The sequence below is a fragment of the Blautia faecis genome (genome assembly GCF_027662325.1).
In the GTDB taxonomy this organism is placed as follows: domain Bacteria; phylum Bacillota; class Clostridia; order Lachnospirales; family Lachnospiraceae; genus Blautia_A; species Blautia_A faecis.
In genome coordinates, this window is sequence record NZ_JAQDKY010000001.1 from 270603 (window position 1) to 297495 (window position 26893).

Consider the following 26893-nt stretch of genomic DNA (forward strand, 5'->3'; position numbering starts at 1 on the left):
TTGACCACAAATTTACGACATTTACGACAAATCTGACACTGCTTTACAATACCAGACAAAATGACTGATGCCCCGGAAAGCCTGTAAAACAGGCACTTCTAGTATACACAAGCCAGGACAAAAATCGACTTTCATTATCAAGAGGTGAGTGCTAATTTCACATTTTCCAATTTTTCTATTTTCCTACAGCATTTCCCTCAGCTGATAATTTGTATACACCTGTTCATAATCATATTCCGAATCATACCTGGTAAGTGTCACCATAGGATCTGCACCCGGAATAATCTGGTAGCTATAGGAAACTTCGTAATCCTCATCTATAAATTTCACAGCCCCCTGGTTTTCAGAGCCTTCTGTGATTTCCGTCCTGTAAGCTGTGAAAACACGTCCGCTGTTTATGTCGTTTGCCATGGCTGTCATAACTTCGGCCAGATTTCCAAGATCCTCATTTATCGTAAACTGGTTCCAGCGGTCTACCAGAACCGCACCATAGCATTTATCGCCATACTCACTGGTGGCCTCTCTCCAGCAAATGTTGATATAGTTATCATCCGTTATTCTGTAGCTTCCAACATAGTCCCTGGGATCATAATATTCATCTCCTGCCCAATGAGCTGTAAAGGTTCCATTGTCTTCATCCACGGAAACTTCATAACCTTTTTCCAAATTCGCAGCCCCAAGATAGCGGGCAATGATCTCCTCCGGATTGTCTGTTTCCGGATGATAAATGTAGGGATTCTCCTTTGGAATCTTAGCTTTTTCACTATCTTCCAGATCGTCCAGATGATCCAGGCTCTGAGCTTCTCCTGTCTGCACCAGTTCACGTCCAAAAATCACCTGGGTATCCTCATCTAAGCTCCCCACAAACTCTCCGTCCACTGTATCAAGATAAATGTCTCCTTCCTCCAGGGAAACAAGTATTTTCCCGCCCTCCAGCTTCCATGAGACCTTCAGAATTTCTGCCGAGTCTGACTCCTCACTATTGTAGGACATTTCCATGTAAGCACTTCCGTCTTCCATCAGCCTCATTTCCAAGTATTGGTTCAAATATTCCGCTACATTGTGGCGTTCGCTGCTTTCGTCGGAATATATTACATAATTGGCATACCAGATGCCCATATAGTCCTCCGGATTTTCGATTTCTGCATGGGCAATAGCAGGAAACAATGCGGCGGTTAACATTCCGGTAAATATTGCAGCAATTATTTTTCTTTTCATAAGCACCCTCCCTGGATCATATAATTTTTCTGAAAAATATAGTTTTAACTTTGCAGCCAGATACAAAACAGTAACCAGAAATTTTTTCTACAACTGTATCATTCTGCTGTAACTATATTATAAGAAATTTACCCAGGAAAAAGCACTATACTCTGGTTAGTATTTTTCTCATTGCCCATATAAAAAGAATCCTGCTTGCAGGATTCTCTGCCTGCGGAGGGTCGCCTCGAGCGACAGCTACCCTTCCGCCGCAGTGCGTTCCTGCTCAGTAAGGCTTTTGATGTAATAGGCAATTCCAACAGAATTTCCTATTACATAAAAAAGGCGTCCCCTGCAAGCTGAACCACTTACAAGAACGCCCTATACATCGAATATTAAGTAACTGCCATATTAACTTGTCAGATTTTTCAGACACGCTCTACCGCTCTATACCATATTCTATCTCTCTAAAAGCTTCCCAACCAGGCTTGTCACCAGAAACGCCGCAATATCTACAGCCACAATAGTAGACCCTACCGGCGTTCCGCCCAGGATGGAAACAATAATTCCAAGAAATGCACACAACACAGATAAAATCGCCGAACAGATAATTACTGCGCTGAATCGTTTATAGATTCTCATTGCCGACAGTGCCGGGAAAATGATCAAAGCTGAGATCAGCAGGGACCCCACCAGATTCATAGCCAGTACAATGATCACTGCTGTGATCACCGCAATCAGAAGATTGTACATATCTGTCCTGGTTCCAGTAGCTTTTGCAAAATTTTCATCAAAGGTAACCGCAAATATCTTATGATAAAATACTGTAAACAGTGCCACAACAATAACAGACACCACTACACACAGCCACACCTCAGATGTGGTCAGGGTCAGGATTGACGTAGAACCAAACAGGCTGCTGCACACATCTCCGGAAATATTAGCGCCTGTGGAAAAAACATTCATCAGCAGATAGCCAACTGCCAGGGCTCCAACCGAAATCATAGCGATTGCCGCATCTCCTTTGATCTTCGTACTCTGTCCTGTACGAAGAAGCAGCACCGCACAGATCACAGTTACCGGCATGACAAACAGCATATTGTTGCTGAAATTCAGCACCGATGCAATAGCCATAGCTCCGAATGCCACATGGGACAGTCCGTCCCCAATAAAGGAAAATCGCTTCAGCACCAGCGTTACCCCCAGAAGAGAGGAGCAAAGTGCAATAAGCACGCCTACGATCAAAGCATACCACACAAATGGATACTGGAAATAAAATACCAGTTTTTCAAAAATTCCGCTCATGCTTTTCCCTCCTCTCCAGCATCCACAAGCCTCTTTCCAATCTTGCTTTCCAGATATTCCTCTTTTGTTCCGAAGAAAACCTTCTGCCCAATATGCAGCACATGACTTGCATAAGTTGCTACTTCACTGATATCGTGAGAAATCATGATGATGGTTACTCGGTCTTCTTTATTTAATTCGTTGATAATCTGGTACATATCCGCAGTTGCAACCGGATCCAGGCCAGAAACAGGCTCATCCAGAAGGAGGATTTTCCTTGTGGCGCAGAGAGCTCTGGTCAGAAGCACTCTCTGCTGCTGCCCGCCGGACAATTGTCGATAACAACGGTCAGCCAGATCCGTAATCCTGGTTTTCTCCATCAATTCACGGGCTTCTTTTTTCTCTGCTTTATTGTAAAAAGGACGAAGTCCCATTCTTCCCAGGAAACCGGACATCACAATTTCGTCTACCGAAGCAGGGAAGTCTCTCTGAAGTGCAGTCTGCTGTGGCAGGTAGCCAATCTCGTTGATTTTTAAATCGTCTCCCAGAATGATACTGCCGCTCATAGGGCTCTGAAGATGAAGAAGGGTTTTCATCAGTGTGGATTTCCCAGAGCCGTTTTCTCCTACGATACAAAGGTAATCACCGGAATTTACGCTGAAATTCAGCCCGGACAAAATCGCTTTTCCTTCATATCCCAATGTAAGGTTCTCGCAAGTAATCAGACTCATAATGCCTCCTTCAGAATCTGGAGATTATTTTCCATGATGGAAAGGTATGTGGTTCCCTCTTCCACATCCTTTGTTGTTACGGACTGCATGGAATTTAATGTCAAAATCTTCTGATCCTTAGTGTTTGTATTTTCAATTACTGCTTTCGCTACTTTCTGATCGGAATTCTCGATGGTGAGAACAGCCGGAAGGTTCAGCGCATCCAGCTTGCCAGCCAGAAATGTGATGGTCTCGAAGCTGGCATCTGTTTCTGCGGAACAGCCGGCAAATGCAGCGTAGTAAGTAAGATTGTAGTCGTCAATTAAATAGCGGAACGGAAAACGATCTGCAAAAAGCAGGGTTTTTGACTGGGATTTCTCCACTGATGTCTGGTATTCCTGATCGAGAGCTGCCAGTTTTTCTTCGTAATCCTCGGCGTTCTGCTGATAAAGCCGGGAATGCTCCGGATCAGCATCAGCAAGACTACTGGCAATGGTGTCGCAGAACAGAGACGCATTTTTCAAAGACAGCCAGACATGCTCATCGTATTCCAGATCATCATCGTGGGTATGCTCTTCTTCGTGAGTGTGACCATCTTCATCCTGCATCCCCTCTACAATCTCTTCCTCCTTCACCTGGTCTCCCAACACGTCCATCAGGTTGATTGCTTTTCGGTCTGGGTTTCCGGCGCCCTTCAATGCATCGGCAACCCAGGAATCAGACTCACCGCCTACATAAATAAACAGGTCACAGGTGGATACTTTCAAAATATCTTCCATGGTAGGCTGGAAACTATGCATGTCTGTTCCGTTACCCAAAAGCAGGGTAAGATCCACATTATCAGCCTGGTCACCCAGGATTTCCTTTACCCAGTCGTATTCTGGAAAAATAGTGGCTACAATCTGAAGCTTCTGACTATCTGAGCTGGCATTTTCCTGTTCGCTGCCATTTACCCCGCTCTGGCTTTCTGTTACACTGGAATTGTCAGTTCCTGCTGCCGCACCTGCACCGCAGCCTGCAAGAAGGCAGGCAGTACCTATTGTGGCAGCTGACATGAATAGCCTTTTGAATTTATTTTTTAATTTGTGCATGTTCAACCTCATTATTTTCCTCTACACTCCTCACAAATTCCATAAAACACCGTCCTGGTAAAATCCCACTGAAATCCATGGTCTGCCAGCATATGCTCGCCCAGATGTGTCATTTCCCCGCATTCCAGATGAATCACCTTTCCACACTTCTCGCATTTGCAATGAAAGCATATATGTTTATGACAATGCTCATCATGTCCCAGATACTCGAAGCATGCACTGCTGGTGCCGTCTACCACATATTTGGCAACCAGGCCCTGCTCCACCATCCGGTCAAGCTGGCGGTACACCGTTGTGGTTCCGATAGAAATCCCCTGACTTTTAAAGTATTTACATATATCGCTGACTGTAACATGTTTTCCTTCCATAGAGCACAGATAATTCTCCAGCTCTGTAATCTGTCTGGTACGATATTGTGCTTTTTCGCTCATTTCCCGCGCCTCCAATTTGAAAATCATTTTCATATTATAGCAGATTCTTTTTCAAAGTCAATATGAAAATCGTTTTCATTTTTATCATTCCGTATTTTTTACAGTGCAATCAAAAATTCTCTTGTTTCTGCAGCACACAAGTGCTATTCTTATTCACAAAACAGACATGTCGTCTATCGGTGACATCACTATATATGAAAGTTTACGTTTCTAAAGGAGCCTGACATCATGGAAAATATAAGTTATGGAAAAATTGTTCTGATCGGCGCAGGTCATGTGGGATCTGCAATTCTGGACTCTCTTCTGCGAATGAATCTTGCAGATGAGATCGTTGTCATAAACAGAAATGAAAAAAAAGCATTGGGAGTCGTACTGGATGCCAGCCACACCACCGCCTTTGCATACAGTGCCAACGCAAACATCCGGGTGGGTACCTACGAGGACTGTAAAGACGCCCAAATTATCATCAACACCGCAGGTCCCAGCATTCAGCCAGGTAACTCCCGTGACCGCATGGTGCTACTGCAGACCAATGTACAGGTGATGAAGGAGATCATGACACAGATCACCACTTACACCCGTTCTGCCATTATTATCAATGTTTCAAATCCAATGGACATTCTTACTTATATTGCACAGAAGGAATTCAACTATCCCCGAAATCTTCTGATCGGTACCGGTACTCTTCTGGACACCGCCCGCTTCAATAAAATGCTTGCCGACCTGTGCGGTGTAGATGCAAAAAATGTCACCGGATTCGTTCTGGGCGAACACGGCGGCACAAGCTTTATTCCATGGAATGCGGTTAATATTGTAGGAATTCCTTTCCATGATTTTCAGAAACAGTTTGGTCTGAAAGAGCCTGTTGACTGTGAAAAGCTGCTTCACGAGGTGAAGGTCAGCGGTCTGGACATTGTAGAATTGAAGGGCTACACAAGCTCCGGCATCGCCCTCAGCGTCTGCCGTCTTGTAGGAGCCATTATGCGAAATGAACGTGCCGTTGTACCGGCTTCCGTTGTTCTGGAAGGGGAATACGGATTAGAAGGAATCGCAATGAGCCTTCCATGCGTTATTTCACGAAATGGCGTGGAACGCACACTGCAGATTCCGCTGGATAAAGAGGGTGCGAAAAATCTTAAGATCTGCTACGAGTATCTCCGTAATGTAATCGAGAGTATTTCCTGACACCATAAATAATAAAAGCTTACTACAACTTAGACATTTATTTTTTCAATGTCTAAATCGCAGTAAGCTTTTTTACTTATAAAGCATACATAAAGTTAATCCCCATAAAAATGGTAAAAACATTCCTGTTATCTCTTGCACCCACTTGCAATGGCGTGTACCGGACATGCCTGCTTACACCGTCCGCAACGGATACATTCCGGACTGTTGGGGTTTTCCACAGGGTTGACCACCATCTGGCAAGCCTTTGCACATTTTCCACAGTGAACGCATTTTTCCATATCTACACGGTAGCGGTAAATGGAAACCTTATTGAATACGGAATAAAATGCGCCAAGCGGACAAATATAACGGCAAAATGGTCTGTAAATAATAATGGAAAGAACAATTGTCACGATCAGAATTGTATTTTTCCATATGTACAGCCAGCCAATGGCACCGCGCATAGCCTTGTTCAAAAGTACCAGCGGCAATCCGCCCTCCAAAGTTCCGGCCGGACAGATCAGCTTACAGAAATAGGGTGCTCCCTGGCCCATTATATCTGTGAGAAACAGGGGAAGCAGAATTACAAACACCAGAAAAATCACGTATTTCAGCTTTCGAAGAAGTTTGTCTCCTTTGAAAGTACGAATTTTCTTTGGAAAAGGAATCTTATTCAGCAGATCCTGGATCAGTCCAAACGGACAGAGAAAACCACACACCAGCCTTCCCAGGATCGCACCTACAAAAATCAGAAATCCGATTACGTAGTAGGCAAATTTAAAGTTCCAGCTTCCAACCACAGCCTGTAAGGAACCAATGGGACAGGCTCCTGCTGCCCCAGGACATGAATAGCAGTTCAGTCCCGGAACACAGGCATTTTTCAGCTTTCCTGTATATATTTTTCCAGTTACAAATCCGGATATATGGGAATTTGTAAGTGCCGCCCAGAGTGCCTGTATGGTATGTCTGGGCCAGTTTTTTATGTTCATTTTCTTATCATCCAATTCCAATACACTCCATACAGATATTTACAGCTTTTGTAAAAACAACTTCCATTTCACCCCGGTAAATACCAAAGGCCATCATCAGAATCCCCACCGCTGCAAGGGCGATTCCTGTCCATTTGGACTGAGTGATTTTATTTATATAATTTTTCATCCTACATTCCCTAACCACTTTTTATTTTTCGGAATTAATTTTTTCCAGTGCATCCTCTACAGCTGTTTTCCAGTCTTCCAGATTTCTGCTGCCCATGATCGGATCTCCTACAATGTTTCCATCTTTATCTACAAAGAAGGATTCCGGGAAGCTGCTGAGACCGCTGATACGTCCATTCATGTTTCCTGCATCCGGAATCAGAAGAGGATAGGTAACTCCTGTTTTTTCCTTGAGAATCTGCGCTTTTTTCACAGTATCTTCATCTGTAGTTCCGTCCTCGCCTACAGAATCAATAACCATTCCAACTACGCCCACACCCTTTTCCTTCATCTCCTGATAAAGCTTGTCAAGGTCTGGCATTTCATTTACACACGGAGAGCACCAGGTTGTAAAGCAGTTTACAAGAGTCAGGTCATAGTCACTGAATACTTTTTCTGTATAGGCATTTCCATCAATATCCGTTGTCTCAAATGCGCCTACATTTCCTGCATCCGGGTTGGCATTTTCTGCAGGCATATCAAATACAGATTTGCTTGGATCAAAAGCTGTCATTTCTGTGATCGTAGTCTCAATTTTTTTGATCTCGTCTGTCAGGTCAGACTCTGCATCTTTATTAATGCTGAGATAGTACTTATAATTTCCATCCTCGCTTGTTCCCAGCTCTTTGTGCTCGTTACAGCCTGTGATGGAATCCAGATCATCGATCACATCCTTGCTGTAAACACCAAGTGTACCAACTCTTTCGATGCTCTTAAGCCAATCCTCATAGCCGGTTCCAAGAAGGTTTACATCTTCGTTTTTCTGTTCCTCAGTAAGCTTATTCCAGTGGAAAAAGGCATACTTGAAGCCAGTACTGTCATCATTCCATTCTTCCTCTGTGATCATAAGCATATCGGAGTTTTCGATCTGTTTCTTCAGTTCTTCCGGAAGGACTGCCTTTAAGCCAAGGAATGGGAAATCGTAGGAATCCTGCACCTTCATATTAATATCTGCTGCTTTTACTGTTTTTTTCACAGGTGTGCCATCTTCAGAGAAAACAGCTGTCTCAGAACTGTCACCTGCTACCACTGCGCCTGCTTCGTCTGCTGATACTGCCGCACCGGCCTCATCTGCAGAAACTGCTGCGCCAGCTGCATCCGCAGGTGCGCTCATGCCTGCTGCATCTGCCGGAACTGCCATGCCAGCTTCTTCTGCGGATACGCTTTCAGCCTTAATCATAGCCGGATTGAAAGATGTTGCTGTCAGAACTCCTGCTGCCAGAATTGCCATAAGTCTTTTTTTATTCATCATTTTTAATTTTCCTTTCAGCGTTTTTTATTTGTCTGAACGTATTTTAACATCTTTCCTATAAAATCTGTGTTAAGATTTTTATTTTTTTCAAAATATGATAATATTTAAATTATAAATACTCTCTTTTTTGCGAGTATCTGATCTGCGCAAAATCATATTACGAAAGGAGCAGCTATGCACATTTTAATTATAGAAGACGAAGAACAGCTCTGCCGCTCTGTTGCGGAGGGACTTCGCATAGATGGTTATGAAACAGATATCTGTTTCGATGGAGACGAAGGGCTTTGCCTGTGTATGACAGAAAATTATGACCTGATTCTGCTGGATCTGAATCTTCCCGGCATGGACGGGCTGGAAATTCTCCGCCAGTTCCGGGAACACAATACGAATACCCCGGTTCTGATCCTGTCTGCCCGGGATCAGATTGAAGATAAAGTAAACGGTCTGGATCTGGGCGCCAATGATTATCTTACCAAACCCTTTCACTTCCAGGAGCTGGAAGCCAGAATCCGAAGCCTTACCCGGCGGAAATTTGTTCAGGAGGATGTATGCCTGAAATGGAATCAGCTTACCTTTGATACCAGAACAAGAGAAGCTTCTGTAAATGGAGTGCCGCTTTCCCTTACCAGAAAAGAAAGCAGCCTTCTGGAATATTTCCTGCTCCATCAGAACCGGGTGATTTCACCGGAAGAAATGATTGAACATATTTGGGATGGAAGTGTAAATACCTTCAGCAATTCCATCCGTGTGCACATTTCATCTCTGAGAAAAAAACTAAAGGCTGCAATTGGATTTGACCCTATTCAGAATAAAATTGGCCAGGGCTATATATTGGAGGAATACAGATGACAAAAAAACGTTTCCACACCTCACTTCAGCTGAAACTCACTTTATTGCTGTCCTTACTGATGATTGTCTCCTGTGTTCTTATGTACTTCTTCATCAGCCATTCTGCCGTATCGGGAATGGACGGATTGCAGAATTATATGATCAAGGTGGATCCACAGGATGGAGATTCACCCATTACCTTTAATGTAGATCCCAAAGCTCTTTTTCCTCAGTTTGAACAGGAAATTCAGGAAACCAAGGAGGATTTTCTTCTCCGAAGTGTTATTGCCACCACGATCATTATTCTTCTTTCCAGCGTGTGTACTTATTTTCTTACAAAAAAGACCCTTACGCCGCTGCAGAAGCTAACCAGTGAAGTCAGTCAGATCCAGGCGCAGAACCTTTCCACCCAGCTGGCAGTTCCCAATTCAAAGGATGAAATTGCACAGCTGACTAGCTCTTTCAATGAAATGCTGGCCAGGCTGGACAATGCCTTTAGTACACAGAAACAGTTTTCTGCAAATGCAGCTCATGAGCTGCGGACACCACTTGCAGTATTGCAGACCAACCTGGAAGTTTTTGAGAAAAAGCAGGAACCGGAAATGGTTGAATACCGACAGCTTTTCACCATGATTAAAGAACAGACAGCAAGGCTTTCCCAGCTGGTGGGAACCCTTCTTGACATGACGAATCTGAAATCTGTTCCACGAACAGATCAGGTTACACTGGAAGAGCTTGTTGATGAAGTTTTCTGCGATCTGGACCCAGTTGCAGAAAAAGCAGGGATTTCAATTCATTTTGATGACAGCGCCAGTCAGGATTGGCATACTGATGTCCACACGCCTGATGCATCTGCACTTAATAACAATATTCGCAATATCACCGGCAGCTATGTACTTCTTTATCGTGCAGTCTACAATCTTGTGGAAAATGCCATTAAATACAACCGTCCCAATGGCTCTGTCACAGTTTCGGTGAAGGAGAAAAACGGTCAGGCTATGATCCTGGTAAAAGACACTGGCATCGGCATTTCACCTGAAAATCAGAAAAAAATCTTTGATCCTTTTTTCCGTGTAGACAAGTCCCGCAGCCGGGCCATGGGAGGTGCCGGACTGGGGCTGGCGCTGGTTGACTCCATTGCCCGGGAACACGGTGGCTCAGTGAAAGTATTAGAAAGTAATGAAAAAGGCAGCATAATCGCACTTATGCTGCCCGTTAGTAGTTTAAAAAATTAAATTTCATAATCCGAAAACGGCGCCGGATCTGTAGATACATCATAAAAATGCCACCATTCACATTCATATGCCTGGAAGCCTACGGACTCCATTACTTGTTTCAAATACTCGCCGTTTCTTCTTCCGGTTTCGGAATGACCGGAATAATTCAGTGAAGCGCGTTCATCCATAGCGTCAAACGAAGATGGCATTTCGATTTCATTGCCCTCTTTGTCAGTTAAGGTGACGTCAACGCACATTCCGTTCATATGTGTAGGACGGAATTTTTTGATCTTCGTCATGTCGGGCGGACGGGCGATGAAGTCGTCGTTTGGCATAATTTCCCAAAAACGCTTCTGGGCACGGATAGGGCGGTAGGCGTCCCATATCTTTACCCGATAACCATCCTTTTCGAAAATTTCTTTGGCTTTTATCAGGATCTGCGCTGTGTGCTCATCCAGCCAGCAATCCGCTGACTGGTACACCTGCACGCCAGTGAAATTATCCGGCGTGGCATATTTCAGGTCGATGATGAAATCGGAAGACAGGTCCGTAAGTTTAATTAAATTTCCTTTTCTTTCCATTAGACTTACCTTTTCAGAACAGTTACCTTTATGTTTTTAAAGTTCACTGGTTATCAAACAATTAATGTTCTTGAAGCTTTTCCTTGAAGTTCCGGAGCGTGTTTGAAAAAGGCTCTAGAACCCAATTCCAGTTGCAATTCCCAGCAAAATCGCCTGTGTCACAAACAAGATCAGAAACAGCGGCGTAAACCACTTATACCATTTCTGCAAGGAAATTCCACCCAGGCCACAGATGATAACGATATCTGCCGTCGGCCAGAAAATATTGGAAAGTCCGTCGCCAAACTGGAATGCAAGAACTGCTGTCTGTCTGCTCACACCAATAATATCTGCCAGCTGTGCCATGATTGGCATGGTTGCAGAAGCCTGACCTGTTGCAGATGGTATGAAGAAGTTGATCAGAGTCTGTACTACAAGCATTACCTGTGCAGAAACTGCATGAGGCGCATTTTTCAGTACGTTTGACAAACCGTAGATAACCGTATCCATAATCTGCGCATCTTGCATAACAACTGTGATAGCCTTCGCAATACCAGTAAGGATACATCCCCACATTGCAGTCTTTGCGCTGTCAATAAACTCACTGCACCATTTATTCGGAGACCACTTACAGATTGCTGCAGCAATCATGGACATAAGAAGGAACAAGCCACAAAGCTGCGGGAAATCCCATCCCCATTTGATCAGACCCAGCATAAGAACAACCAGCACTACAAGAACATCCAGAAGAACCAGACCATCTTTTAAGGTAAAGCTGTATTCATTTAACTCATCTCTGTCAAAGGCATGAATGTTTTTTTCACCAAATACAACGGATGCACCTGGATTTTTCTTAATTTTCCGCCCGTAAACCATTACATAGATAATGGAAATTGCCATGAAGATCACGAAGCAGATCGCACGGTATCCGGTTCCGGAATAAAGCTCTACACCTGAAATTGTCTGGGCAATTCCTACAGAATATGGATTCAGTGTCGCACCCATAAATCCAACAAACTCTCCAACTGCAATAATGGCAAATCCGAACATTGCATCATATCCAAGAGCAACTCCCAGACCTACGATCAATGGATAAAATCCGTAGAATTCACTTGCCATACCAAACACAGAACCGCCCAGTCCGAAGATCATCATAATGATTGGAACAAGCAGAATTTCTTTTCCCTTCAGTTTCTTTAAAATGGTTCCGATTCCTGCATGGAAAGCACCTGTTTTCACCACAACACCGAAAGTTCCGCAGCAGCAGAGGATCATGAAGATTACATCAGCAGCCTCCACGCAGCCTCGATACAGTACACTGAAAAATCCAAGGAATCCGGTTGTGGTAACTTCGGATTTATCAATTGTGTGATAAGTTCCATCAATGGCTACGTTTCGAATTCTTCCATTGATGTTCATTTCCTGATAATCGTAGGTTCCGGATGGAATGATCCATGAAAGAATCGCCACCAGAAGTACAACGGATGCTACGATGATCAGGGTGTCTGGCATTGCCAGTTTTCTTTTTCTCTTTCCCGTCATAAATGACTCCCCCTTTAGATAGATGGATTATAAAAACTATTCGCTTTGCCTGAAGAGTTTTACACTTTTTTCTTATGCATACCCCATACATTTATCCACTCCGCAAACAGCAATTATAAATTCATAATACACTGCATATACTATGGAGTCAATCAAAATTAACGTGTTAAAGCGTTATTTTTCAGACTAAGTTGACATATTGTTTCAAATTTATAGACAAATTTCACTAACATTCCAGTCAACACTGTAACAAGATTAGTATTTCAAATAATCAAAATGCCCCGCCGGGGAAATGATGAAGCTTCCCTTTGACGAGGCATTTAAAACCTTATATTGAACTTCTGGTTCACGTGTCTTTCTCTTCCTTTAAGACTACCGGATTATGTTTGAAACAAGCTCTATGTTATTATTTTAATGTAATCGTGTTATCCTTCAGATTATACCCGATCACATCATCCCAGTTTCTCCGAAGGGCAATCTCTGCGGTGAGATTGGTATCATCATAAACAATAGACCACTGGGTATTACTGGTAACTTCCTCCTCGGACGGCTCCTGTGATGCGGCCTTCAAAGCCTCCCATGCAACATCACTGTTGTAAACTTCCTCATAGTCAAAAATAGCTTCCATTTTGTCATACCGCTCTTTTCCGTGACCGTAAATGCCATTCTTCTGATTCGGAAGGACTTTATCCTTATAGAGTCCAAAGAAATTCGTGATGGAACGAATTGGTGTGGCAACCAATTCTCTGGTTTCACTTTCACAGTCATACTCCACTACTCTGCCATCACCGGAAGCATCTGTGATATAAAAATGATAATCTCTGCCGCTTGTAGCAAACATGTCATACTGATTCAGAAGCTCTACGGCTTCTTCTGTAGTTGCCGCACGGTCCAGAATCAAACGGATCACAAGCGTAGTTCCGATCACCGGCTTGCCTGTATTCTGGTGAACCGGTTCGCTGTCCAAAGTAAGAACTGCAATAGATACCCCTTTTTCATTCATGCCATCCAGGCAGATAAATGGTGCTGTTAATGTGGCAAGCTTTTTCTTCATACTCGCATCCGGAGTATTTGCTGAGATATTATCCAATGCTGCGAAAGCCACGGATTTGTAACCATCCTCCGGTTCACAGTAAACCAGCATTGCAGAAGTATCCCGTTTGAAATCATAGTTTCTGCCCATCAGCACATTTCCGTCTGCTTCCTGCAGGGTAAAAGCACTGCAGCCAAAATCCGGTGCTTTAATATGTACTGGCAAGATAGGAAGTGCCTCTTTCACAATGGCATCAACAAAACTCTGGTTATCTGTTATGCCGTATTCGATCAGCCGATCCAGATCATAATCATATTTCACATCCATGCGATACAGATTATACTCGTCGTAATCTGTCACTTTCTGAATACTGCTTATGGTTTGAAAGCGACCCTCATACACTGAAATAAAACCACCCGCAGCCACTATCAGAAGCAAAAGAATCACCAGTAAAACCGTACGGATTATCTTATGATTCTTCGATTGTGTCCTCATCTGCATACCCCCCTCCTGTAATATTTTTTATATAATCATTATACTGGATTAAATAATAGGTATGCAAGACAATTATTGGATATAACTTGTTTTTCTGTTGAATTAACCTGTTTTATTCATAACCTAACCCCTAACCATGACGCGTTTAAAAACTGAAATCAAACGCGTTCTATGAATTTGGCTCACTACCTTATAAACAACAAAGAGCCGGATTTCTCCGACTCTTCGTTTAACTATTTCTGATTTATTTAATTTCATATTTTCAAAAACATTTTCCTGTTTCATTCCAAAACTTCATAAACTATTGTCTCATACGGTTTCATGCAGATTTCACCATTTGCAATTACATTATCATATAAGGACCGCATCTGCTTTTTCAGCACAATTTTTTGTTCTGAACCCATATAGTTCAGGACAAAGAAGTATTTCTTATTTCCTTTCACACGCTGAATGACTTCCACCTCCTGTGGAGCTTCAAGCATAGCCTGGAATGGTTCCAGAATTCCTGTGTATTCTAACAGCACCTTCATGCTTTCTCTGGAAAAAGTACTGCCAAAATGAATTGCATATCCCTTTCCTGTATTCTTTCTGATTACGGCTGGTTTTCCTGCGTAATAGCTATTGTCGTAGAAAGCCAGAGTTTCTCCCTCCTCTACAGGCTCCATAATGTCGTTAAATATTGGCATGTCAATCGTCTGACCGTCCCAGTTGGCGGTGACAGACGGCTCTGCTGGACTTGTGAATGTAAAATCTCTCACATCTGAACCAGTAATTTTCTGCAAAAGTCCGGGCAGCGGAAGCATAACACATTTGCCATTTTCCTGCTTATATCCGGAACGGCAGCCTATGATCAGGATTCCGCCATTTGCTACATATTCTTTAAGTAAAGCAGCTCTTTTTCCCGTCATAATAACAGGATGTGCATAGATGAGCACCGGATATTTCTGCAATTCCTTTATATCTGTATCCTCGTTCAGATATAATGTATTATATGGGGTGTGATAAATTTCAGAAGCAATGAAGATTTCTTCTGAGCTCTGCGCTTCCACCCTTTTATGCCATACATCCACATTCGTATCCCACATATTGTCGTAGTCTTTTAATACTCCAAATGCAGCTGTATAATCCGCTCCGCAAACTTCATCCAGACACTTTAATTTATTATAAAAGTCTTTTACCTCTGCCAGCTTACGGTTATCCCGATTGTCATAATCCAAAATTCCATGCCAGTACATTTCTGTACTAAAAGTACAGGTTCTCCACCTGAAAAAAGAAATATAATCTGCGCCATGGGCTACACTCTGCATTGCCCAAAGTGTAAGCTGACCAGGTCTTGGTGCCGGACCTTCCATTCTTGTAGTCCATCCACCTGCCCCAGACTGCTGTTCCATAATACCAAAATGAGGACATATGGAACGTACTTCCGTTAGATTTTTACTCCAATGACGGTCATTCAGGTCTTTCGCGGTCTTCAGATCTCTGTTCAACCCAAATGCAAAACTTGGATAGGAATCATATGTATAAACATCCAGGCATTCCTCTGCCATCTTGTGATTATCCAGATTCCAGAACATACCATTTGTGGTGATATAGTCTCCGTCTTTCTTATATTTCGAGATTATTTCTGCCTGCATTTTACAGAAAGAAATTGTACTTTCTGAAATAAAACGGTAATAATCCAGCCTGAGATGTGGATTGCAACCATTATTTAACACCGGTCGCGGAACATAAATCTGCTCCCAGTCTGTATAGGTCTGATTCCAGAAAGCAGTTCCCCATGCTTCGTTGAGGTTATCCAGAGTTTTATACTTTTCTTTCACAAAATTACGAAAGGCAACAGAATCTGCCTCTGAATAAAATTCATCCACCTCACAATTCAGTTCATTGTCAATCTGCCATCCCACAATTGCCGGATGTTTGCCGTAATGCTGCGCCAGCTTTTCTACGATCCTTGCAGATAATTCTCTATATTTTGGTGAATTGTAATTGTAATGTCTTCTGGCTCCATGACGATATGGAACTCCATCTTGACGGCAATTTAAAACTTCCGGGTATTTTTCCGTAAGCCATGCCGGCGGTGTAGCTGTAGGTGTTCCAAAAATCACCTGCATTTCTTCCTGTTTACATAACTCCATAAATTCATCCCAGAAATCAAAGGTAAAAACGCCCTCTTCCGGCTCCACTTTGTTCCAGGCAAACTCTGCTACACGGATCACGGTAATCCCTGCCGCCTTCATTCTCTGTAAATCATCCTGCCACAGTTCTCTACTCCAATGCTCCGGATAATAACAGGTTCCCATGGTCATTTCTTTCCATTGAAAATTTTGTGGTTTTCTCATATTCTGCTCCTTTTTAATTCATTTCTTTTGAAACAAAGGCGATGTGAAAAAACTCGATTGAGTTTTTTCGCATCTCCCTTTTTTGATTGATTTCAATTATTATATGAGCAAGTAGCGAAGCGGAACCTGGAATATCCACTTGACTTACTTCATCAGGGCAAATCATTTCCAGCAGCCAGATATATCTCGTACCACTCTTTTTTACTCAACCTAACTTCCGTTGCTTTTGCTGCTTCACGAACACGAGTCGATTTTGTAGTGCCGATTACAGCCTGAGTTGCTCCAGGGTAGCGGAGAATCCAGGCAAGGGCAACAGCCATAGGAGTGACCACCTTTTCAGAAGCAATTCTGTTGAGCACAGTGTTCAATTCCCGATAATTATCAGATCCAAGAAAAGTTCCCTGAAAATATCCATACTGAAGAGAAGACCATGCCTGAACCGGAATCTTTTTCATACGGCAGTATTCCAGTACTCCACCGCCATCTCGCATGATTCCCTTATCACACTGCATATCCATGTGAAAACCAGCGTCAAAAACCTGGGTAACGGCACAGCTAAGCTGAATCTGGTTTGCACAAATTGGGAACTGTATTTCCCTGTTTAGCATTTCCATCATCATAGGCGTCATGTTGCTAACCCCAAAATTCCGTACTTTTCCAGCTTTATAAAGGCGGTCAAAAGCCTCTGCAATTTCATCTGGTTCCATAAGCGCATCTGGTCTGTGAAGAAGCAGGCTATCCAGATGATCTGTATGAAGTCTGGACAGAATTCCATCTACAGCCTCCAAAATATAATCTCTGGAAAAATCGAAATAGGTAAAATCCGGATCACAACGGATTCCGCATTTTGACTGAATAAAAAATTCAGTACGCAAAGAAGGATTCTCTGTAAACACTTTTCCTATCACTTCTTCTGATTTTCCGCCACCATAAATGTCTGCAAGATCCAGAAAATTAATCCCCTCTTCAAGACCAGTCTCAATCAAATCCAAGACCTCACCAGTGGACATCTCTGAAATCCTCATCAATCCCATAACAATTTCAGATACCTTATCTTTATCTTTTCCAAATTCAATATACTGCATACGATTTTCTCCTCTTGTACCAAACAGCTTCTTGTCCAGAAACCGCAATATTATATCTTATTTTGCAGAAAGCCTTTTTCAGACACGCTTTAGTTTATCACACTGTTAATAGCCTTGCAAGATTCCGCTTTTTCGCCATTAAACAGTTTTTCAATTTCATTTGTTGTAGTACAAAACAAAGAGCCGGATCACTCCGACTCTTCGCTCGTTTCAGCATATAAAATTTTTACAACCGCTTATTTCTCCAGCATATAATCCTTAATCACATCATGGTCTCTCAGCACCTTCTCCACCAAGGTTCCCTTGATTGCTTTCAGCAAAGGTTTTTTCACCAGATTCAGCGGTCCAGGAAGCTCAATTTCAAGTGGTGATCTGCCATCCATGAGTTTTACGCTGGCGTCAAGGAGTTCTCGCACGTCGTATACGCTGCCCCATACTTCCGGAACGCCACGGTCTACGCCCATAAGTCCGTATACAGCTTCCATTGCGGTACGAACAGAATATTCTGTAGTGAATATAGTGTCTCTTGGAGTCTCTGCGAACTGTCCAAGGAATGCGAAGTTCACGCAGCCGTCCGGGATAACGTCCGGTCTGTCACCTTTGGCTCTTGGCATGAAGAATGCAGTGATGTAAGGCATCATGGTCGGTACGCAGACTGCGCTGTTTTCAGCCAGATCCTCGATCTGATCCGTCGGTACGCCCATATGGTACAGCCACTCTTCCGTGATTTCTTTACCGGTACACTCTTTCATCGGTTTCTTTACATAATCACCAGGTACATCTGTGAAGAGACCATATACCCAGACGCAAACCTTATCTTTATCCTGATCCTTGAACTGACCCTGACGGTTGATGGTCCAACTTAACAGCCAACTGGAATCCTGGCAGCTTACGATACCGCCGGTAACAACCTTGCCGCTCTTCGGATCTCGCTTGCAGATGTCGGTAATATAAGGAATGATCTTGTCATCCAGTGTGGTAACAGTTGCAGATTCCCAGTTAGTCTTCGCGATATCAGAACAGAACTTCTCCGGATGTCCGAAAGACGGATCCTGTTTTGCAATATTTTTCCAAAGGCTCCAGCAGCCGCTTGTACGAACCTCAGCATCTCCGTTTGGAGCGTGGTTCTGGTCACCGTAGATAGTTCCCTCTGTACAGCTTCCGTTGGTAACAAATACATAGTCGTTCTCAGTAAGAAGGATTCCCTTCTCAACACCCTTTACCTTGCACTCAATGGCAGTGGCCACTTTTTTGCCATCATGGATATCAAAGATTACATTGGTAACCTCTGTGTTGAACTGGAAGTCAACGCCTGCATCCTCCAGATATTTCTTCATTGGAAGGATCAGGGACTCATACTGGTTGTATTTGGTGAATTTCAGAGCACTGAAATCCGGAAGTCCGCCAATATGGTGGATGAAACGCTGGATGTAAAGCTTCATCTCCAGTGCGCTGTGCCAGTTTTCGAATGCAAACATGGTTCTCCAGTATAACCAGAATGTGGAATTCAGAACCTCATCATCGAATACATCCTCAATGGTCTTGTCATAAAGATCCTCATCCTTTGTGAAGAACAGCTTCATGATCTCCATGCAGCCCTTCTGGCTCAGGTTGAATTTGCCATCTGTATGGGCGTCTTTGCCCTGATTTACAGTAGCACGGCAAAGGGAATAGTTGGGATCATGTTTGTTCAGCCAGTAGTACTCGTCCAGAACGGATGCGCCTGGTTTTTCCAGAGATGGAATGCTGTGGAAAAGATCCCAGAGGCACTCGAAATGGTTTTCCATCTCACGGCCGCCTCGCATGACGTATCCTCGCATCGGATCAAAAATACCGTCGCATGCACCGCCTGCAATGTCCATCGCTTCCAGGATGTGAATGTGGTCGCCAGGCATCTGTGCGTCTCTTACAAGGAAGCAAGCTGCTGCCAGAGAAGCAAGTCCGCTTCCTACCAGATATGCATGCTTGTCATCTACGCCTTCCGGTTTCTCTGGGCGGGCAAATGCTTCGTAGTTACCGTTTGTATAATAAATACCTTTGCTGTTTTTCTCGTTTTTACCACGCTCTGTATTGCGGTAATTCGGGTCTACGTGTGCTTCTGTAATCTGTTTCTCCTCACGGCTTTTATTTGCCAGGACTGCTGCTCCTGCACCTGCTGCGGCAAGTGCTGCCATACCTAATACGGAATGTTTTTTCTTTGACATAAAAATTACCACCTTTCTGAAATTTACCGTTACATTATTTCCGGCTATCTGTGTTTATTCTTGTTTTAACTTTTCGAATCAGCTTCTAAGCTTTCTCAGGTTTGTTTCCTGACTTCAGATAAAAAGCTTTTATTTGGCTGATTCAAAATTCTGCTGTCTTTTATTTAGTATTTCCTGTTTCTGAGTGTATTCTACGTCAAAAAATAATTTTCCTCAATTTACAAAACAAGACGGATGACAAAAAACTTATCATCCGCCTTACTTTGTAAAGTTGATTTCGAAAACTTTATATCCCGCACTTTCAGTATTTAAACTGCTATGCCATAGTTATCCCTTATTTTCCGGATAAACTTAATCTTTATTGCCCTTCCTTCTCCATATTCCGCAGGGAATTCCCAACATTTCCATGCATGGTCACGCAGACCATATTCGCGATTTCTTCCGGGGCTTCCTTCATTCCTCTCTTGATCCAGTCAAGCATGACACCTACGAAACTGTATTTGTAAAAATCCGCAATAAATTTCTTCTGTTCCTCTGTAACCCTCAGATTCTCGCTCTGCTCTTCCACCACTCCTTCGATCAGCTGATAGGTCAGGCTGTACAGATAATTTTCCACCTGCTCTTGTTTCACAGAGCGATACACGTTCAAAATAAATGGTTTATTTTCCAAAACAGCCTCAAAAATCTGCTGAAGCCCTTCCTGCCAGGTGTCGTAAGTCTTTTTTCCCTGCAAAGCCCGGGAAGCGTCCTCAATACAGGACCATTCTACCAGGTCATAAATATCTTTAAAATGATAGTAAAAAGCCATTCGGCTGATTCCGCAATCTGTAGTCAGATCACTGATTGTAATCTTGTCCAGAGGCTTCTGAAGGAGAAATTTCTTCAGAGACTCTTCCAGTGCATTTTTTGTGATATTGTTCATTCAGATGTGCTCCTCCTGATAATATTTATTTTGCAGTATGGCATCATGCAATACATGAGGTCTGTACAATTTCTAGAGCATGTTTGAAAAATCATTCCCACAATCTGCAGGCTCTAAGGATTTTATAAAGCCTTTTTGAATTTTTGTCAACAGGAGCACTATGGAAAAAAGCAGATATCCGCCTCCGAACTTATATATGCATATATTTTCTGAAATATTCATCGCCATCCTGAAATATATTTGGAAAAGGCTTTCTGCAAGATGTGCATCACAATTTGTGGGAGAACATCCTCCACTTTACAAAAAAAACGCTCAATGCTACAATATTTCCCAGATATTTGACAAAAAAGCCCCTGTGGGGGAATTTATAAGGAGAACATCATGGAATTAAAGCTTGAAAACGGACGTCCCGCAGATACCACGGGCAGACTTGAAAAAGAGATACGTACTTATGATTTTCTTGATGCACTTCAGGTGCCTTATCAGAGGATTGACCATGAAACTCTGATGACCATTGAAGCTTGTAAAGATGTGGATAAAGTGCTTGATGCAGTAATCTGCAAAAATCTGTTTCTCTGCAACCGACAGGAAACTAACTTCTATCTGCTGCTCCTGCCAGGCGACAAGAAGTTTAAGACAAAGGAAGTATCTTCCCAGCTTGGCGTTGCCAGACTTTCCTTCGGCAATGAGACTTATATGGAGAAATTCCTTGATATTACACCTGGTTCTGTCAGTATACTTGGACTTATGAACGATAAGGAAAATCATGTGCAGCTGCTTATTGATGAAGACCTCCTGAAGGAACCTTACATCGGCTGTCACCCTTGTATTAACACCTCCAGCCTGAAAATTAATATGAAAGATATGATGGAAAAAATTATTCCGGCTATGAAACATGAACCGATTTTTGTGAAATTGGGACAGGAAGAATAAAATTGCAATTAACTAATTTGTATGTTACCCTTTCTTCCATTATGCCCAAAATAAAACAGACAGATACACATTTCAATCATGTACCCGCCTGTCTCATTTTAGTCTTTATTCAATTTTTATTTGCTCTTCCGCTCCTTTACCAGTGCAAATACACTCTGAAGTACAATGAAGAAGCACAGCAGGATTGCTGTTACAATGTTGGACCAGGAGCTGATCAGTTTTCCATTGGTTTTAACCAAAGTAGAAATCGTACCATTGATCAATACACCAAATAAGGAACCAAGTACATTTCCTACACCACCGGTAAGAAGTGTACCACCGATGACTGCGGAGGAAATAGCGTCCATTTCAAGGCCGGTTGCCTGGGTGGTGGTACCTGCCATGGTATTCAGGCAGTAGCAGATTCCGCCGATGGAAGTAAGGAAACTGGAAAGAATATATGCCTTCATCTGTGTTTTCTTAACATCAAGTCCCATCAGGGTTGCAGACTGCTGATTGCCACCTACTGCGTAAATACTGCGGCCGAAGCGTGTGTATTTCAGCATCAGATAAATAGCAAGAACTACGATCAATGCAACTACAACAGTTACACGAAGGTATGGAAACTGCATGATTCCCTTTTTGTTCAGATACCCTCCAAAGGGAAGGGAAATCTTAAAGCTGGAAAGAGTGGTAAAAATCTTGTCAGAAACAATACTTACCTGCTCTTTACAAATCACAGCTGTCATACCTCTGGCAAAGAACATGCCCGCCATAGTAACGATAAAAGGCTGGATTTCCAGGTAGGAAATACAGAAGCCCTGAACAATACCAAATATAATGCCAATTGCAAGAATCAGAAGCATAAGTACCGGGCTCGACCATCCCCACTGCTCAATTCCCACTGCCAGGATCATACAGTCCATAGCAACCAGGGAACCTACGGAAATATCAATACCGCCAGTAAGCATAACGCATGTCATACCAGCTGTGATGCAGATCAGACCTGCATTGTTGATCAGGATGTTCAGAAATGTCTGGAAACGGGTAAAGCCTTTGTCCGCATATACGATACATCCTGCTGCATACATTACAAAGAATAATACAATGGTGATCAGCAGCAACAGGTTATTGCTGTTTATTTTTTTCTTTTTCATGCCCGAGCTGCCTCCTTTCCGGATTTCTTTGTCAGCTTCTTAAAGAAGGCTTTGGCTGGCTCAGCCTGAATTACTACGATGATAATAACTACGATTGCCTTAAATACCGGTGCCTGTGCAGAAGAAACACCAAGTGCATACAGAGTTGTGGTAATCGCCTGGATGGTGTACGCTCCAATGATGGAACCTGCCAGGGAAAACTTACCGCCGCCAAGGCTGTTGCCGCCAAGTGCTACAGAAAGAATTGCATCCAGCTCCATGTTCAGACCGATGTTATTGGTATCTGCTGAATAGATTCTGGAGGTTGCAACCATACCTGCAAGACCTGCACAAAGACCGCAGATTGCATAGCACATAAGGATGATCTTTGCGGAATTAAAGCCTGCGATACGGGAAGCTTTTTTGTTAATACCAACACTCTGGATGTAAGTTCCAAGTGCTGTGTAGCGAAGTACAATAGAAGCAATTGCTACACACACAGCAGCCACAATGATCGGTGTAGGAATGATTCCGCAGTAAGCGCCAAGCTTCTGGAAAGAAGGAACTCGAACATAAACGATCTGGCTGTTGCAAAGAAGAAGTCCTACTGCTCGGCCTGCCGACCATAGGATCAGAGTGGCGACCATAGGCTGAATATTCATATAGGCAACCAGAAATCCATTAAAAACGCCACAGATCAAAGTGACAAGAAGTCCGGCTCCAATGCCAACCAGCAGCGGATGCGCATATTCCTGCACATTTACATTTCCGTATCCTGCAAGGATCATACAGCAGACACCTGCGTAAAGACTCATTACGGAACCAACGGAAATATCAGTACCGCCGGAAGCAGATACAACGAGTGTCATACCGATTGCCAGTATGGCGATTTCACTTCCACGGTTCAGGATGTCGATCAGACGTCCGTAAAGTACACCATTCTTAATGGAAATCATAAAGAAGGAAAGCGGTGCGCTTCCTGTTGCAATATCATATACTACGTTGATCAGCATGACCAGGATCATACTGAAAACCGGAAGGAACAGACGTTTCTGCGCCAGTTTTTTGAAATTACCCATTACTGCTCACCTCCTGCGATTGCTTTCATTACGTTCATCTGGTTCATATCTGCCTCATCAATCTCTCCAACCTTCTGACCGTCACGGAGAACTGCCATACGGTTGCAGGTACGGAGCATTTCCTCAATCTCAGAGGAAATGAAGATCAGACTCTTTCCTTCATCTGCAAGCTTCAGAACCAGCTTCTGGATCTCTGTCTTGGTACCGATATCGATGCCTCGAGTAGGCTCGTCCAGAATCAGGAAATCCGGGTTTGTTGCAAGCCATCTTGCAAGGATAACCTTCTGCTGGTTTCCACCGGAAAGTTGTTTGATCAAAGTCTCGCGGCTTGCACATTTGATCTGGAGAAGATCAATATACTTGTCTGCAATCTCACACTGTTTTGCCATAGGGATCTTTTTCAGAACTCCCTGTTTTGCCTGAATTGCAAGGATGATATTTTCTCTTACGGACAAATCTGCAACAATTCCCTCCGCTTTACGGTCATCAGGAAGAAGTCCCATTCCAAGATGCATGGCATCAATAGGATTTTTCACCTTAACTTCCTTGCCTTTTACTTTCAAAGTACCAGTCTGGGCGCGGTCAGCACCGTAAATAGTACGTGCCAGTTCGCTTCGTCCGCTTCCAAGAAGTCCGGTAAGACCGATAACCTCTCCTTTGTGGATATCAAGGTCAAATGGTTTGATGGTTCCTGCATGGCTTAAGCCACGGGCTTCGATTACCATCGGTTCTTTTCTCTTATCTCCTGTGGTCTCCGGTTTAATGGAAGCAAGATCGTCGAAATCTTTTCCCATCATAGCTGCTACCAGCTTCACTCTCGGAAGATCTGCAATCTCATACTCGCCAACCAGCTGACCATTTCGAAGAACGGTAATTCCGTCACATACTGCATAAACCTGTTCCAGGAAATGGGTAACAAATATGATTCCTACACCTTTCTCCTTCAGTCTGCGCATCATGGTAAAAAGCTTTTCTACTTCACGATCATCCAGTGAAGATGTGGGCTCATCCAGAATGAGCACCTTACAGTCCATATCTACAGCACGGGCAATTGCGATCATCTGCTGCAATGCCAGTGAATATTCTTCAAGATTACGTGTTACATCAACGTCAAGCTCCAGCTGTTTCATAAGGGCAGCTGCCTGACGGTTCATTGCCTTTCGGTTGACCGTTCCAAGCTTTGTCAGCGGCTCGCGGCCTATGTAAAGATTCTCTGCCACCGAAAGGTTTGGACAGAGGTTTACTTCCTGATATACAGTAGAAATGCCCTTCTTCTGGGCGTCCATGGTATCTTTATTTACGATGGGATGATCAAATCCTTCCAGATAAATCTCTCCAGCCTCAAATTTATTTACGCCGGTCAGGCACTTGATCAATGTGGATTTACCCGCGCCATTCTCTCCCATCAGCGCGCGGATTTCACCTTTTTTCAATGTCAGATCCACGCCTTCCAGTGCTTTTACACCTGGGAATGTCATGCAGATTCCCTGCATTTTCAATACTACTCCTGCCTCCAACGCGATTCCTCCCTTCCCGTTATCAACTTCATTTTTCATTCTCCTCGTTGCTCGCGAAAATTAAGGGGAAGAAAATCCGCATTGGGACTTTCCTCCCCTATTTGTTCATCTTTATCGTTTTTCAGCTGCTTGCTGATAACCAATTTCGATGTTTACGGATTGTTTCACAGCTCTGCTGTTTTCACACTCTCCGATTGATTTTTCTGATTAGTAAGCACGTCCAGCCAGAACTTCATCAGTCATAGTTGTTGCATATTCGCTCTCGATTCCAGGTGCTACGAATGCCTGATCCTCAACAAGTGTTGTCTTCTCAAATTCTTCGCCTGCCTGCATTTTTTCGATTACGCCCTTAACAACCTCAGCCTGGATCGGGTTACACTCAACGTTGCAGTTGATCTTTCCGTCTAATGTGTACTGAAGTCCATCGTGTGTTGCATCGAAGGAAATAAGAGTTACATCGCCGTCAACACCGTAGGTGATACCTGCTGCATCCATTGCATCCATTGCGCCGTATGCTTCGTTATCGTTCTGGCAGACAACTACATTGAACTGTCCCTCGTAGGATTTGATGAAAGACTCCATAACTTCCTGGCCACCAGCCTGTGTAAAGTCACCGGACTGAGAATCAAGGATCTTCCAGTTGTCATGCTCGCCAGCTACCTGATTGAATCCTTCTGTACGTCCAAGTGCTGCGGAAGCTCCTACGGAACCTTCGATTACAAGAATGTTAGCATCTTTATCGCCAAGGTACTCAGCTAACCAGTTACCAGCTGTAATACCTTCGTTTGTTGTGTTTGTTCCAACCCATGCATCATATAAATCGTCGCTTGCTTCGATCTCACGGTCTGCGATGATTACAGGGATTCCAGCATCCTGTGCTTCCTGAAGAACGGTGTCCCAGCCAGCGGACTGGATCGGAGCGATTACGATGTAATCCATATCTTTACTAATGAATGTACGAACTGCTTCAAGCTGTGCAGCATTGTCATTGTCGCAGTCTACAAGATCAAGGCTGTATCCGGCATCTTCTGAGAAAACATCCTGATAGTTCTGGGTGTTTGCTGTACGCCAGTCTGATTCATGTCCAACCTGAGCGTATCCAACTGTTACCAGATCGTCAGCGTAAACCGGCATAGCCATCATGCTGAGTGTTGCTGCTGCGAGTGCCATAACTGCTAATTTCTTTTTCATAGTGATTATTCCTCTCTTTCTTTTAGAAAAATACTTCTGCAGGTCGCGCCTGCCATTGGTTTCTCGTTCAACACTGATCCGTTTGCTGTCTTAGCTTTCCGTCCGTTCTTTGAATCCGTGTTCTTCTTGATGTCTATAATTTAGCGAAAATCAACATAAATTTCAATATTGTTTTCCCGTCTTTTGGTTGTTTCGTCAGTTCAAACAATACAAATTTGTTGGTTTTCATAGTGAAATACAGACAAATTTATATTATAATGAATTTCAGGCAGGAAAAGGGGTGATATTTTATGATTTCTCATTTAGAAAGTTTGTTTTCTTATGATTTTGTGAAAAATATTACACCTTTTTCTATGTTTTTCGATTTGGCAAACTGTCTAAGCTGGAAAAAAAAGGTTTGATCATTTGAAAAAAGGTATAATATTTTGGGTTTTAGAAGTGAAAAAGCAGAAGATTTATTGGGAAATCATAAATAATTCATGTGAAAATTTTATGAAATAACTAT

24 protein-coding genes are annotated in these 26893 nt (G+C 43.1%); 5 read left to right on the forward strand and 19 right to left on the reverse strand.

Annotated features, from left to right (window positions below):
• Window positions 1-183: 183 nt before the first annotated feature.
• From PGQ38_RS01070 to PGQ38_RS01090, 5 genes are all read right to left on the reverse strand, one after another.
• Entirely contained in the window at window positions 184-1218 is a 1035-nt protein-coding gene (locus tag PGQ38_RS01070; RefSeq protein ID WP_195991983.1) for a hypothetical protein, read from the reverse strand.
• Between the two features lie 438 nt (window positions 1219-1656).
• Window positions 1657-2502, reverse strand: coding sequence for a metal ABC transporter permease (locus PGQ38_RS01075; RefSeq protein WP_204454672.1), 846 nt, complete (start codon window positions 2500-2502; stop codon window positions 1657-1659).
• Window positions 2499-3212: a metal ABC transporter ATP-binding protein gene (locus tag PGQ38_RS01080; RefSeq protein ID WP_118577697.1), complete on the reverse strand. Its 714-nt coding sequence runs from the start codon at window positions 3210-3212 to the stop codon at window positions 2499-2501. Before PGQ38_RS01080 ends, PGQ38_RS01075 begins: the two co-directional genes overlap by 4 nt.
• The gene (locus PGQ38_RS01085) at window positions 3209-4282 is read right to left on the reverse strand and encodes a metal ABC transporter substrate-binding protein (protein ID WP_204454674.1); all 1074 of its coding nucleotides are present in this window, start codon (window positions 4280-4282) and stop codon (window positions 3209-3211) included. The genes PGQ38_RS01080 and PGQ38_RS01085 overlap by 4 nt, the downstream gene beginning before the upstream one ends.
• A gap of 11 nt (window positions 4283-4293) precedes the next feature.
• On the reverse strand, window positions 4294-4713 hold the full coding sequence (locus tag PGQ38_RS01090) for a Fur family transcriptional regulator (protein WP_173716476.1): 420 nt from the start codon (window positions 4711-4713) through the stop codon (window positions 4294-4296).
• Between the two features lie 228 nt (window positions 4714-4941).
• On the opposite strand from PGQ38_RS01090, the gene PGQ38_RS01095 reads away from it, so the two are divergent.
• Window positions 4942-5898, forward strand: a complete 957-nt coding sequence (locus tag PGQ38_RS01095; RefSeq protein WP_195589602.1) for an L-lactate dehydrogenase — start codon at window positions 4942-4944, stop codon at window positions 5896-5898.
• 128 nt (window positions 5899-6026) lie between these two features.
• Here the strand turns inward: PGQ38_RS01095 and PGQ38_RS01100 are convergent, their stop codons facing one another.
• The 3 genes from PGQ38_RS01100 to PGQ38_RS01110 are packed head-to-tail and all read right to left on the reverse strand — an operon-like array spanning window position 6027 to window position 8328.
• Window positions 6027-6869 carry a 4Fe-4S binding protein gene (locus PGQ38_RS01100; protein ID WP_118577806.1) on the reverse strand — a complete coding sequence of 281 codons (843 nt, stop codon included), beginning with the start codon at window positions 6867-6869 and terminating at the stop codon, window positions 6027-6029.
• 7 nt (window positions 6870-6876) lie between these two features.
• Entirely contained in the window at window positions 6877-7038 is a 162-nt protein-coding gene (locus PGQ38_RS01105) for a CD1871A family CXXC motif-containing protein (protein WP_148461398.1), read from the reverse strand.
• A 21-nt stretch (window positions 7039-7059) separates the two neighbouring features.
• Entirely contained in the window at window positions 7060-8328 is a 1269-nt protein-coding gene (locus PGQ38_RS01110; protein ID WP_187565313.1) for a TlpA family protein disulfide reductase, read from the reverse strand.
• Window positions 8329-8502: 174 nt separating this feature from the next.
• Between PGQ38_RS01110 and PGQ38_RS01115 the strand changes: the two genes are divergently transcribed.
• Both PGQ38_RS01115 and PGQ38_RS01120 read left to right on the forward strand, forming a co-directional pair.
• Entirely contained in the window at window positions 8503-9177 is a 675-nt protein-coding gene (locus PGQ38_RS01115) for a response regulator transcription factor (protein WP_204454676.1), read from the forward strand.
• The gene (locus tag PGQ38_RS01120; protein ID WP_270430569.1) at window positions 9174-10391 is read left to right on the forward strand and encodes a HAMP domain-containing sensor histidine kinase; all 1218 of its coding nucleotides are present in this window, start codon (window positions 9174-9176) and stop codon (window positions 10389-10391) included. The genes PGQ38_RS01115 and PGQ38_RS01120 overlap by 4 nt, the downstream gene beginning before the upstream one ends.
• On the opposite strand, the gene PGQ38_RS01125 is transcribed toward PGQ38_RS01120, so the two are convergent.
• From PGQ38_RS01125 to PGQ38_RS01155, 7 genes are all read right to left on the reverse strand, one after another.
• On the reverse strand, window positions 10388-10954 hold the full coding sequence (locus tag PGQ38_RS01125) for a M15 family metallopeptidase (RefSeq protein ID WP_173716470.1): 567 nt from the start codon (window positions 10952-10954) through the stop codon (window positions 10388-10390). The genes PGQ38_RS01120 and PGQ38_RS01125 overlap by 4 nt on opposite strands.
• A gap of 114 nt (window positions 10955-11068) precedes the next feature.
• Window positions 11069-12475, reverse strand: a complete 1407-nt coding sequence (locus tag PGQ38_RS01130) for a YfcC family protein (RefSeq protein WP_118577704.1) — start codon at window positions 12473-12475, stop codon at window positions 11069-11071.
• A 406-nt stretch (window positions 12476-12881) separates the two neighbouring features.
• Window positions 12882-14009: a linear amide C-N hydrolase gene (locus PGQ38_RS01135; protein WP_270430571.1), complete on the reverse strand. Its 1128-nt coding sequence runs from the start codon at window positions 14007-14009 to the stop codon at window positions 12882-12884.
• Between the two features lie 275 nt (window positions 14010-14284).
• Window positions 14285-16342, reverse strand: coding sequence for a beta-galactosidase (locus PGQ38_RS01140; RefSeq protein ID WP_270430572.1), 2058 nt, complete (start codon window positions 16340-16342; stop codon window positions 14285-14287).
• 152 nt (window positions 16343-16494) lie between these two features.
• Window positions 16495-17427 (reverse strand): aldo/keto reductase, encoded by a 933-nt coding sequence (locus PGQ38_RS01145; RefSeq protein WP_173769134.1) that lies wholly within the window; start codon window positions 17425-17427, stop codon window positions 16495-16497.
• 236 nt (window positions 17428-17663) lie between these two features.
• Window positions 17664-19631, reverse strand: a complete 1968-nt coding sequence (locus PGQ38_RS01150; protein ID WP_173769135.1) for an oleate hydratase — start codon at window positions 19629-19631, stop codon at window positions 17664-17666.
• A gap of 358 nt (window positions 19632-19989) precedes the next feature.
• The gene (locus tag PGQ38_RS01155) at window positions 19990-20553 is read right to left on the reverse strand and encodes a TetR/AcrR family transcriptional regulator (RefSeq protein ID WP_173735974.1); all 564 of its coding nucleotides are present in this window, start codon (window positions 20551-20553) and stop codon (window positions 19990-19992) included.
• 160 nt (window positions 20554-20713) lie between these two features.
• Here PGQ38_RS01155 and PGQ38_RS01160 point away from each other — a divergent pair, with 160 nt between their 5' ends.
• Entirely contained in the window at window positions 20714-20944 is a 231-nt protein-coding gene (locus PGQ38_RS01160) for a hypothetical protein (RefSeq protein ID WP_204454680.1), read from the forward strand.
• On the forward strand, window positions 20935-21486 hold the full coding sequence (locus PGQ38_RS01165; protein ID WP_118577811.1) for a prolyl-tRNA synthetase associated domain-containing protein: 552 nt from the start codon (window positions 20935-20937) through the stop codon (window positions 21484-21486). Before PGQ38_RS01160 ends, PGQ38_RS01165 begins: the two co-directional genes overlap by 10 nt.
• 116 nt (window positions 21487-21602) lie before the next feature.
• Here PGQ38_RS01165 and PGQ38_RS01170 read toward each other — a convergent pair whose 3' ends face one another.
• From PGQ38_RS01170 to PGQ38_RS01185, 4 genes are all read right to left on the reverse strand, one after another.
• Window positions 21603-22622, reverse strand: coding sequence for an ABC transporter permease subunit (locus tag PGQ38_RS01170; RefSeq protein ID WP_118577724.1), 1020 nt, complete (start codon window positions 22620-22622; stop codon window positions 21603-21605).
• Window positions 22619-23680, reverse strand: coding sequence for an ABC transporter permease (locus tag PGQ38_RS01175; protein ID WP_118577725.1), 1062 nt, complete (start codon window positions 23678-23680; stop codon window positions 22619-22621). Before PGQ38_RS01175 ends, PGQ38_RS01170 begins: the two co-directional genes overlap by 4 nt.
• Complete coding sequence (locus PGQ38_RS01180; RefSeq protein WP_195991989.1) at window positions 23680-25197, reverse strand: sugar ABC transporter ATP-binding protein; 1518 nt, start codon at window positions 25195-25197, stop codon at window positions 23680-23682. The genes PGQ38_RS01175 and PGQ38_RS01180 overlap by 1 nt, the downstream gene beginning before the upstream one ends.
• Before the next feature lie 207 nt (window positions 25198-25404).
• A complete protein-coding gene (locus PGQ38_RS01185; protein ID WP_118577726.1) occupies window positions 25405-26388 on the reverse strand; it encodes an ABC transporter substrate-binding protein in 984 nt (327 codons plus the stop codon).
• Between the last annotated feature and the right edge of the window lie 505 nt (window positions 26389-26893).